Source organism: uncultured Nocardioides sp., assembly GCF_902805925.1.
GTDB lineage: Bacteria > Actinomycetota > Actinomycetes > Propionibacteriales > Nocardioidaceae > Nocardioides.
Map to the genome: position 1 here is coordinate 36,164 of NZ_CADCUP010000070.1, position 9,323 is coordinate 45,486.

14 protein-coding genes are annotated in these 9,323 nt (G+C 73.6%); 10 read left to right on the forward strand and 4 right to left on the reverse strand.

The window, feature by feature from the left end; translation table 11 throughout:
* Window positions 1-3: 3 nt before the first annotated feature.
* From QZX64_RS05025 to QZX64_RS05035, 3 genes are read right to left on the reverse strand one after another with little or no spacing between them, the layout of a single operon-like run.
* On the reverse strand, window positions 4-567 hold the full coding sequence (locus QZX64_RS05025; RefSeq protein ID WP_295657488.1) for a uridine kinase: 564 nt from the start codon (window positions 565-567) through the stop codon (window positions 4-6).
* Window positions 557-1,774 (reverse strand): amino acid deaminase/aldolase, encoded by a 1,218-nt coding sequence (locus QZX64_RS05030; RefSeq protein ID WP_295657489.1) that lies wholly within the window; start codon window positions 1,772-1,774, stop codon window positions 557-559. The genes QZX64_RS05025 and QZX64_RS05030 overlap by 11 nt, the downstream gene beginning before the upstream one ends.
* Window positions 1,774-2,211, reverse strand: a complete 438-nt coding sequence (locus QZX64_RS05035) for a hypothetical protein (protein ID WP_295657490.1) — start codon at window positions 2,209-2,211, stop codon at window positions 1,774-1,776. The genes QZX64_RS05030 and QZX64_RS05035 overlap by 1 nt, the downstream gene beginning before the upstream one ends.
* 119 nt (window positions 2,212-2,330) lie before the next feature.
* Between QZX64_RS05035 and QZX64_RS05040 the strand changes: the two genes are divergently transcribed.
* The 7 genes from QZX64_RS05040 (at window position 2,331) to QZX64_RS05070 (ending at window position 6,702) form a co-directional block, all read left to right on the forward strand.
* Window positions 2,331-2,852 (forward strand): SseB family protein, encoded by a 522-nt coding sequence (locus QZX64_RS05040; RefSeq protein ID WP_295657491.1) that lies wholly within the window; start codon window positions 2,331-2,333, stop codon window positions 2,850-2,852.
* A gap of 218 nt (window positions 2,853-3,070) precedes the next feature.
* Window positions 3,071-3,832 (forward strand): translation initiation factor IF-3, encoded by a 762-nt coding sequence (gene infC, locus QZX64_RS05045; protein WP_366558516.1) that lies wholly within the window; start codon window positions 3,071-3,073, stop codon window positions 3,830-3,832.
* Window positions 3,833-3,911: 79 nt separating this feature from the next.
* On the forward strand, window positions 3,912-4,106 hold the full coding sequence (gene rpmI / locus QZX64_RS05050; protein ID WP_295657492.1) for a 50S ribosomal protein L35: 195 nt from the start codon (window positions 3,912-3,914) through the stop codon (window positions 4,104-4,106).
* A gap of 55 nt (window positions 4,107-4,161) precedes the next feature.
* Window positions 4,162-4,554 carry a 50S ribosomal protein L20 gene (gene rplT, locus QZX64_RS05055; protein WP_295657493.1) on the forward strand — a complete coding sequence of 131 codons (393 nt, stop codon included), beginning with the start codon at window positions 4,162-4,164 and terminating at the stop codon, window positions 4,552-4,554.
* Between the two features lie 93 nt (window positions 4,555-4,647).
* Entirely contained in the window at window positions 4,648-5,658 is a 1,011-nt protein-coding gene (locus QZX64_RS05060) for an aldo/keto reductase family protein (RefSeq protein WP_295657494.1), read from the forward strand.
* The gene (locus QZX64_RS05065; protein WP_295657495.1) at window positions 5,648-6,442 is read left to right on the forward strand and encodes an RNA methyltransferase; all 795 of its coding nucleotides are present in this window, start codon (window positions 5,648-5,650) and stop codon (window positions 6,440-6,442) included. Before QZX64_RS05060 ends, QZX64_RS05065 begins: the two co-directional genes overlap by 11 nt.
* Window positions 6,439-6,702, forward strand: coding sequence for a DUF4031 domain-containing protein (locus QZX64_RS05070; RefSeq protein ID WP_295657496.1), 264 nt, complete (start codon window positions 6,439-6,441; stop codon window positions 6,700-6,702). Before QZX64_RS05065 ends, QZX64_RS05070 begins: the two co-directional genes overlap by 4 nt.
* On the opposite strand, the gene QZX64_RS05075 is transcribed toward QZX64_RS05070, so the two are convergent.
* On the reverse strand, window positions 6,650-7,285 hold the full coding sequence (locus QZX64_RS05075) for a hypothetical protein (protein WP_295657497.1): 636 nt from the start codon (window positions 7,283-7,285) through the stop codon (window positions 6,650-6,652). The genes QZX64_RS05070 and QZX64_RS05075 overlap by 53 nt on opposite strands.
* A 31-nt stretch (window positions 7,286-7,316) precedes the next feature.
* On the opposite strand from QZX64_RS05075, the gene QZX64_RS05080 reads away from it, so the two are divergent.
* The 3 genes from QZX64_RS05080 to QZX64_RS05090 all read left to right on the forward strand — a co-directional run.
* Complete coding sequence (locus QZX64_RS05080) at window positions 7,317-8,366, forward strand: PAS domain-containing sensor histidine kinase (protein ID WP_295657498.1); 1,050 nt, start codon at window positions 7,317-7,319, stop codon at window positions 8,364-8,366.
* 63 nt (window positions 8,367-8,429) lie between these two features.
* Window positions 8,430-9,146 (forward strand): response regulator transcription factor, encoded by a 717-nt coding sequence (locus QZX64_RS05085; protein ID WP_295657499.1) that lies wholly within the window; start codon window positions 8,430-8,432, stop codon window positions 9,144-9,146.
* Window positions 9,143-9,323, forward strand: a 181-nt coding sequence (locus tag QZX64_RS05090) for a hypothetical protein (RefSeq protein ID WP_295657500.1), incomplete at its 3' end; no start/stop codon positions are given. The genes QZX64_RS05085 and QZX64_RS05090, both read left to right, overlap by 4 nt.

Here is a 9,323-nt window from a genome sequence, read left to right on the forward strand (position 1 = left end):
AGCTCACCGGAGCTCCGGCGGCCTGACGCCGGTGCCGTCCAGCACGAGGTGCGCACGATCACGGGTTCTCTCGCTGGCGTGCAGCTCCTCCTCCTCGACCATCCACTGCCTCCAGTGCGGCGCCATCTGCTCGCCGTCGCGGGCCAGGCCACGCGCCAGGCGCACCTCCGAGGGCGCCTCCACCCAGACCAGCAGCGTGACCAGGTCGGCCAGGCGCGCGGGACCGGAGCCCACGCCCTCGACGACCAGCAGCGGCGAGGGGTCGAGGGGGTGGTCCTCGGCCCAGCCGTCGGCGTGCCAGTCCCAGCGCCGCCACGAGGTCGGCCGGCCCTCGGCCAGTGGCGCCAGCACCCGGGCCAGCGTCGCGCCCAGCCCCGGCAGGCCGCCCCAGCCCTCGAGCAGGTCGTCGGTGTGGATGACTTCGGCGCCGGTCGCCGCGGCGACGGCGCCGGCCAGCGTGGTCTTGCCCGAGCCCGCGGGGCCGTCGATGCACACCAGCCGGCCCCCCTGCAGCGTCGCCGGGCGGGCCCGGGCGGCGGAGACGACCAGCTCCGCGTCAGTGGGCATGCCCGAGGCCGCGGTAGGTCGGCACGGAGTCGATGATCCGGTCGCCGCGCACCAGGTGCACCGTGGCGGTGTGCTCGAACAGCTCGCCGGACTTGGCGTGCCGGAACCACACCAGGTCGCCGATCCGCAGCAGCGCGGCCGCGTGGCCGGTGAGGGGCGTCTGCATCTCGCCGGCGCCCTCCAGCGTCGTCAGGTGCAGCCCGGGCGGTGCCCACGGGACGGGCACGCGGTCCTCGCCGGCGGGGCCGCTGGCGACCAGGCCGCCGCCGTGCACCGTCGCCAGGTCCGGGCCGGGGCGGCGGGTGACGGGGACGCCGAAGTACGCCGCGGGCCGGGCCCGGAACGACTGGTAGTGGTCGAACAGCGCGGGCACCAGCAGCCCCGAGCCCGCCGCCACCTCGGTCACCACCGGGTCGGCGGCGCTGGTCTCCACCGAGCCGGAGCCGCCGGCGTTCCAGAGCTCCAGCGGGCCGTACGGCGCCAGGGCCTCGGCCACCTCTCGCCGGCGCTGCCGCAGCTGGGCCACCGATGCCTGCTTGATCCGTCGTACGACGAGCGAGCGGGCCCGCCGGCCGGGCACGTCGTCGGGGACGCCCGCCACCTGCCCCTCGTAGGTCATCACCCCGACCAGCCGGAAGCCGGCGCGGCCGTCGATGACCTTGGCGAGGGCGGCCACCGCGGGCCCGTCGTGCAGCGGCGAGCGCTTCGGACCGACGTGCCTGCCGCCGAGGCGCAGGCCGGCGTCGACCTCGACGGCCAGGCGCACCGGCACGGCCTTGGACGCGCGCACCGAGTCGACGACGTCGAGGTGCGCCACGTCGTCGACCATGAGGGTGATCGCGGCGGCGGCCGAGGGGGATGCCACGAGCTCGGCCAGGGCGCCCCGGTCGACCGTGGGGTAGGCCACCACGATGTCCTCGCTGGTGCCCGACCCGTGCAGCCACAGCGCCTCGCGCAGGGAGTAGGCCAGCACGCCGGAGAAGCCGGGATGGCGCAGTGCACGCTCGATGAGCGCCGGCACGCGCAGCGACTTCGAGGCGACCCTGATCGGCGTGCCGCCGGCCCGCCGGGCGAGGTCGGCGGCGTTGGCGTCGAAGGCGTCGAGGTCGACGACCACGAGGGGCGTGGGGAGCGGTCCGGGATGCGCCTCGACCGCCGACCCGAGCCGCTGCCAGAGCTGGTTCAGGTCGACGTGGGCGTGCGCCATCAGGAGATGCCGCGCTTGCGCAGGATCGCCTCGATGTCGGCGAGGTCGTCGTCCACGACGGCCGGCTCGGACTGGCGGGCCCGGCCCAGGCCCTTCCGCTCCCGCTCGGGTGCGGCGCCGACGCCGGCCGGCCCGCCGATCCCGCGCTCGCGCATCGCCCCGGACACCATGAACAGCACGACGGAGAGCCCGGTCAGCACCACGCCGGCCCACACGATGGGGCTGAACACCAAGGAGGTGGCCCAGTCGAGCACCGACTGTGCGATCTCGGTGAACATCTCCAGGGTCCCGGTGGTGTACGCCGCCGCGGGCAGCAGCGTGAAGCCGGCACCCCGCAGCCCCGAGGCCACGCCGCGGTTGCGGAACGCATAGACGGTCCAGATCGCGCCCAGCAGTGTCAACGTCGCGGTCAGGGCCGCCCAGGTCGCCTCGCTCACGTCTCCAGGCTCCCACAGCGACACAACGACACGGCGACATGCACACAGCACACGGCGACACGGAGGCAGCGCGGCGGTCGGCCGGTCGAGGCGCACGGCCCGGTGGGAGGATGACCAGGGTGAGCGACGAGCGACGGATCCCCGACCCCGGCTTCCCCGGTGACGACGGCTCGGCCGACCCCGCCCTCGCCCGCGCACTGGCGGCGTACGACGGCACTCCCGCGCGTCGCGCCGAGGCCTTCTCGGCCCTCGTCGCCGGCCGGCTGCTGGTGCCGGTGGTCGCGCTCCTCGGCGAGGTCGAGGTCGACGACGCCGGGCTGGCGCGCGAGAAGACCAGCGACATGGCCGCCGTGCTCCTCACCGGGGCCGACGGGCGGCTGGCACTGCTCGCCTTCACCTCCTCGGCGACCCTCGCGCTGTGGGACCCCCAGGCCCGACCCGTGCCCGTGGCGGCACGCACGGCGGCGCTCTCGGCGCTGCAGGAGGAGGCGGCCGCGCTGGTGGTCGACGTCGCGGGCCCGCACCGCTTCGTGGTCGAGGGCGACGACCTCACGGCGGTCGCGGCCGGCTGGACGCCGGCGCGTGCCGGCACCACGGCCGCGTGGCTGGGCACCGCCCCGTCGGCACCCGCGACGGATTAGACCGCGGGGGGAATGCTCGGCTAGCATCCGGTGTTGTTCAACCACCAAGCGGAGGCGAGCTCCAAGCGCCCCCCACCCGCACCGACCGTCGTCTCACGACACAGGTCGTCGGGTCCGGTCCGAGGACGAGCGCACGCAGCGCCCCTCCTCGCAGCGTGTGTCCCGGTGACGGGGTGTGCACGGTGACTGGCTTCCGCGAGGTTTCGCGGGAGCCGTCGTTGCATTCAGGGCCCGTCCGACCCCGGACGCGCACGGGCAGCGACACCGGCTCCCGTCCCACGACCCATGGAGGACACATCAGCACCGAGCTGCGTATCAACGACCGGATCCGCGTTCCCGAGGTCCGGCTCGTCGGACCCAATGGCGAGACGGTCGGCATCGTGCCGACCGATCAGGCGTTGAAGCTTGCCCAGGAGGCCGACCTCGACCTCGTCGAGATCGCGCCGCAGGGGCGACCCCCGGTCTGCAAGCTCATGGACTACGGGAAGTTCAAGTACGAGAACGCCCAGAAGGCCCGTGAGTCACGCCGGAACCAGACGAACGTGATCATCAAGGAGATGAAGCTCCGTCCCAAGATCGACGCGCACGACTACGAGACGAAGAAGGGCCACGTGGTCCGCTTCCTCCGTGCCGGCGACAAGGTGAAGATCACGATCATGTTCCGCGGCCGCGAGCAGCACCGCCCCGAGCTGGGCTTCCGGCTGCTCCAGCGGCTCGCCGAGGACGTCACGGAGCTCGGCTTCGTGGAGTCCGCGCCCAAGCAGGACGGCCGCAACATGATCATGGTGCTCGGCCCGCACAAGAAGAAGGCCGACGCCAAGGTCGACATCCAGGCCCAGAAGGACACCAGGGCAGCAGAGCGTGCCGCCGCGGTGGCCGACGAGCGCGCCGAGCGCGACGCCGCGCACGCCGCCGGTCCGGTCGCCCAGAAGAAGACCCGCGGCCGCTCCGAGAACCTGGATCCCGAGATCGAGGCCTGACCATCCCGGAGCCACCGACGCCCACCGGCGTCGGTGGCGACCTGGCACACGACGTACCGAAGCAGAGAGAGCAGACATCATGCCGAAGAACAAGAGCCACTCCGGTGCCGGCAAGCGCTTCCGCGTGACCGGCTCGGGCAAGATCCTTCGCGAGAAGGCGGGCAAGCGCCACAACCTCGAGAAGAAGTCCTCGAAGGTCACCCGTCGCCTGACGGGCACCGTCGAGCTGGCCAAGTCCGACGTCAAGCGTGCCAAGAAGATGCTGGGCATCTGAGTCCTCGGACCCTCGGCCCACGCACCCCCACGAGCTTTTGAGCAAGGAGTAAGAAATGGCACGCGTCAAGCGGGCGGTCAACGCCCACAAGAAGCGCCGGGTCGTCCTCGAGCGGGCCGCCGGCTACCGCGGTCAGCGTTCGCGCCTGTACCGCAAGGCCAAGGAGCAGGTCACCCACTCGCTGGTCTACAGCTACAACGACCGCCGCAAGAACAAGGGCAACTTCCGCAAGCTGTGGATCCAGCGGATCAACGCCGCCGCCCGTGCGCAGGGGATGACCTACAACCGCTTCATCCAGGGCCTGAACCTCGCCGGCATCGAGGTCGACCGCAAGATCCTGGCCGAGCTCGCCGTCAACGACGTCGCCGCGTTCAACGCCCTCGTCGAGGCGGCCAGGGCCGCCCTGCCCGACGACGTCAACGCCCCCCGGGCCGAGGCCGCCGTCTGAGCGCACGCACCACCCCGTAGGTCTCTCCTCGCCCCCGGCACCGCACGGTGCCGGGGGCGAGGCGCGTGCCGGGCCGTGGCTAAGGTCGGGGACATGGACTTCCGATACCTCGGCAACAGCGGGCTCAAGATCTCCGAGATCACCTACGGCAACTGGCTGACCCACGGGTCACAGGTCGAGAACGACGTGGCCACGCAGTGCGTGCGCGCGGCGCTCGACGCCGGCGTCTCCACCTTCGACACCGCCGACGTCTACGCCAACACCGCGGCGGAGACCGTGCTGGGCGAGGCGCTCAAGGGTGAGCGCCGGGAGAGCCTGGAGATCTTCACCAAGGTCTACTTCCCGACCGGCCCGGGCGGCAAGAACGACACCGGCCTGTCCCGCAAGCACATCCTGGAGTCGATCGACGGCTCCCTGTCGCGGCTGCAGACCGACCACGTCGACCTCTACCAGGCGCACCGCTACGACACCGAGACGCCGCTCGAGGAGACGATGCAGGCCTTCGCCGACGTCGTACGCCAGGGCAAGGCGCTCTACATCGGGGTCAGCGAGTGGACCGCCGACCAGCTCCGCGCCGGTCACGCGCTCAGCAAGGAGCTCGGCTTCCAGCTGATCTCGAGCCAGCCGCAGTACTCCATGCTGTGGCGGGTCATCGAGGACGAGGTGGTGCCGACCTCGCGTGAGCTCGGCGTCTCCCAGATCGTGTGGAGCCCCATCGCGCAGGGCGTGCTGACCGGCAAGTACAAGCCGGGCGAGCAGCCGCCCGCCGGCTCGCGGGCCACCGACGAGAAGGGCGGGGCCGACATGGTCAAGCGCTTCATGAACGACGACGTGCTCACCCGGGTGCAGAAGCTGGCGCCGGTCGCGGAGGAGGCCGGCCTCACCATGGCCCAGCTGGCCATCGCGTGGGTCCTGCAGAACGACAACGTGGCCGCGGCCCTGATCGGCGCCTCCCGCCCCGAGCAGGTCGGCGAGAACGTCAAGGCGGCCGGCGTGGTGCTCGAGCCCGAGGTCATGACGGCGATCGACGACGCCCTGGGCGACGTCGTGGAGCGCGAGCCCGGCCTGACCGCCCAGACGGCGCCGCGGACGCGTGTCGCCTGAGGGAGCCCGGCCGCCGCTCGCTGCCTCGAACGCGCGGGTCAAGGCGGCCCGCAAGCTGGCCCGGCGCGCCGAGCGCGCCGGGCAGCGGCTCTTCCTCGCCGACGGGCCCAGGGCCGTGGAGGGCGCCCTGTCGGTCGAGGGCTGCGTCGTCGAGGTCTTCGCCACCACCGACGCCCTCGAGCCGTACGCCGACCTGCTGGCCGCCGCCGGTGGGGTGACCCTGGTCGAGGCCCGGGCGATGGACGGGCTGTCGGACTCGGTGAGCCCGGCCGGGGTCGTCGCGGTGTGCCGCTTCCTCGACGTGCCGCTCGGCTCGCTGGCCGGCCCGGCTCGCCTGTGGGCGGTGTGCGCCGACGTGCGCGACCCCGGCAACGCCGGCACCGTCGTCCGCACCGCCGACGCCGCGGGCGCCGACGCGGTCGTGCTCGCCGGCACCTCGGTCGACCCCTACAACCCCAAGACCGTGCGCGCCACGGTCGGCAGCCTGTTCCACCTGCCGGTGGCGGTCGCCCCCGATCCCGCGGCCGCGGTGGCGGCGGCCCGGTCCGCCGGCCTGACGGTGCTGGCCGCCGACGGCGCCGGCGAGCTCGACCTGTTCGACGCCGACCTGTCCGGTCCGACGGCCTGGCTGTTCGGCAACGAGGCGCACGGGCTCGCTCCCGAGCTGGCCGACCTGGCCGACCACCGGGTCGCCATCCCGATCCACGGCCGGGCCGAGAGCCTCAACCTCTCGACCGCCGCGGCGGTCTGCCTCTACGCCTCCGCCCGCGCGCACCGCCCATGATCCTCATCGACCCGCCTGCGGTGCCGTGGCGTGGTCGGCTGTGGTCGCACCTGGCCAGCGACGTCTCCTTCGAGGAGCTGCACGCGTTCGCGGCCGCCCACGGCCTCCCGGCCCGCGGCTTCGACCGCGACCACTACGACGTTCCCGCGGAGCACCACGACGCCCTGGTCGCCGCGGGGGCCCGGCCGGTGACCTCACGGGAGCTGGTCAGCGCGCTGCGCCGGGCCGGCCTGCGCCGCCCGAAGCCGACGGGGGCCTGAGGCGGGCCAGCTCGGCCGCGACGTTGGCGCGAGCCGCCTCCTCCCAGCGCTCCCGCGCCGCCGCGGTGTGGAACAGCGTCGTCTTGGCCAGCAGGTCGGCCAGCACCGCGGCGCGACCGGCCGCGAAGTCCTCGTCGGGCACGTGGGCGTACTCGCTCCGCACGGTGGCGACGTACTCCTGGTAGCGCTCGGACGGCGCCGCGAGGATCGCGAGGTCGGCGTCGGACAGCGCGCCGCCGTTGGCGTCCTCGGCGGCGGGGCGGTGCGCGGCGGTCATCCGCACCAGCCGGGCCACCTCGGCGACGTCGACGGTGTCGGGCAGCGCGCGCTCAGCCCACTGCGCGGAGAGCTCCTCGTCGTCGGCGGCCCCGGCGTGCACCGCGTCGTGGAACCACGCCGCGACCAGCACCGGCTCCCGGTCGAACGTCGCGCCGGCCAGCGCCAGCTCGTCGAGGCGCTCCAGGACCTCGGCCAGGTGCCGCAGCCCGTGGTAGCCACGCCCCGCGTCGGCGTACGCCTCGAGCAGCTGGTCGCGGAGCCCGTCCTGCCCCGCCAGCGGCCACCGGTGCGCGATCTCCGTCATGCGGGTCATTCAAGCGGCTACATTCGCGTTCGTGCACACGACCGCCCACGCGACACTCGACCTCCTGCCCGACGGGCTGGTGATGGCTGACGGCATGGGCACCGTGGTGACGGCCAACCGCATGGCGGCCGACTTCCTCGGCCGCTCGATCCAGGAGCTGGTCGGCCGGCCGCTGCGCGAGGTGCTGACCCTGGTCGACCAGGACGGCCGCGACTGGGTGTCGGAGAACTGCCCGTACGACGGTCTGCGCACCCGCACCGGTGTGCCCGAGCAGTCGTGGCTGCTGTCGAGCGGGCTCGAGGTGCTGGTCAACGCCAAGCTGCACCGCCGCGACGCCTCCTCGCCGGTGGACCTGGTGGTGATCAGCCTGCGCAACGGCCGCGGACGGGCCCGCCTCGACCGGGAGCGCTCCGACCTCGTCGCCACGGTCGCCCACGAGCTCCGCTCACCGCTGACCGGGGTCAAGGGCTTCGTGCAGGCGATGCTGAACCGGTGGGACAAGCTCAGCGACGAGCAGAAGAAGCTGATGCTGACCACCGTCAACGCCGACGCCGACCGGCTGGCCCGGCTCATCGCCGAGCTCCTGGACGTGGCCCGCATCGACACCGGTCGCCTCAGCCTCTATCCCCGTGAGTGCGACGCGGCGGTGCTGGTGCAGCGCGCGGTCGACTCGGTGCGGGCCGGCACGGCGCGGCCGATCGAGCTGTCGGCGGCCGACGCCCTTCCGGCGGTCTTCGCCGATCCGGACAAGCTCACCCAGGTGGTCACCAACCTCATCGAGAACGCGGTGCGCCACGGTGAGGGCACGGTCACCGTCGAGCTGCTGCCGCTGCCGCCCGGCGGGGAGTTCCCCGGCATCGAGCTGGTGGTCTCCGACGAGGGCGAGGGCATCCCCGAGCAGCTGCGCCGCCGGGTCTTCACCAAGTTCTGGACCGAGGGCAGCAGCGGGGGCTCCGGGCTCGGCCTCTACATCGTGGGCGGCCTGACCCGGGCCCACGGCGGCCACGTGAGCATCGGCGCGGCGACGGGAGGGGGCGCGCGCATCAGCGTCACCTGGCCCGGCGAGGACCGACGGGGCTGATCTGCACACAACCTTCACGCGTCGACCCCGGCCTCCGCGCGCCGGCGCTCCTAGGCTCGCCCCGTGAGCCGACCCAGCGTGCCCGGACCAGCCGGCAGCGTCCGTCGCCGTGTCCTGGTGGTCGAGGACGACCCCGTCATCAACGACGCGGTGACCCGTCGCCTGGTTGCCGAGGGGTACGACGTGGCCCAGGCCTGGGACGGTCCGGGGGCCGTGGCGGCCGCCACCGACGGGCTGCCCGAGGTCGTCGTGCTCGACGTGATGCTGCCGGGCTTCGACGGCCTGGAGGTCTGCCGCCGGGTCCAGGCCACGCGTCCGGTGCCGGTGCTGATGCTCACCGCGCGCGACGACGAGGCCGACATACTGGCCGGCCTGGCGGTCGGTGCCGACGACTACCTCACCAAGCCGTTCCGGATGAAGGAGCTCGTGGCCCGCGTCGGCGCCCTGCTCCGGCGCGTGGAGCGGGCCGGCGTGCTCGCGGCCCTGCCGGCCGGCGTGCTGACCGTGGGGGACCTGGTCGTGGAGACCGGCCCCCGCCGGGTGCGTGTCGGTGCGGCCGAGGTGCACCTGACGCCCACCGAGTTCGACCTGCTCGTCTGCCTGGCCTCCGAGCCCGGACACGTGCTGACCCGCGAGCGCCTCCTCTCGCAGGTGTGGGACTGGCCCGACGCCTCCGGCACTCGCACCGTGGACAGCCACGTGAAGGCGCTGCGGGCCAAGGTCGGCGCGGGCCGGGTGCGCACCGTGCACGGCGTCGGCTACGCCCTGGAGGCCCGGTGACGGCCGAGCCACTGCTGCGCGTCACCTCCATCAAGGTCAAGCTCGGCCTGCTCGTCGCCGCCAGCGTGGTCGTCGCGGCGCTGGTCGCGACGCTGGGGTCGGCCGCGGGCGTCGCGCCCTGGCTGGCCCTGCCCGTCACCGTCGCCGTCGCGCTGGGGGTGACCCAGCTGCTGGCCG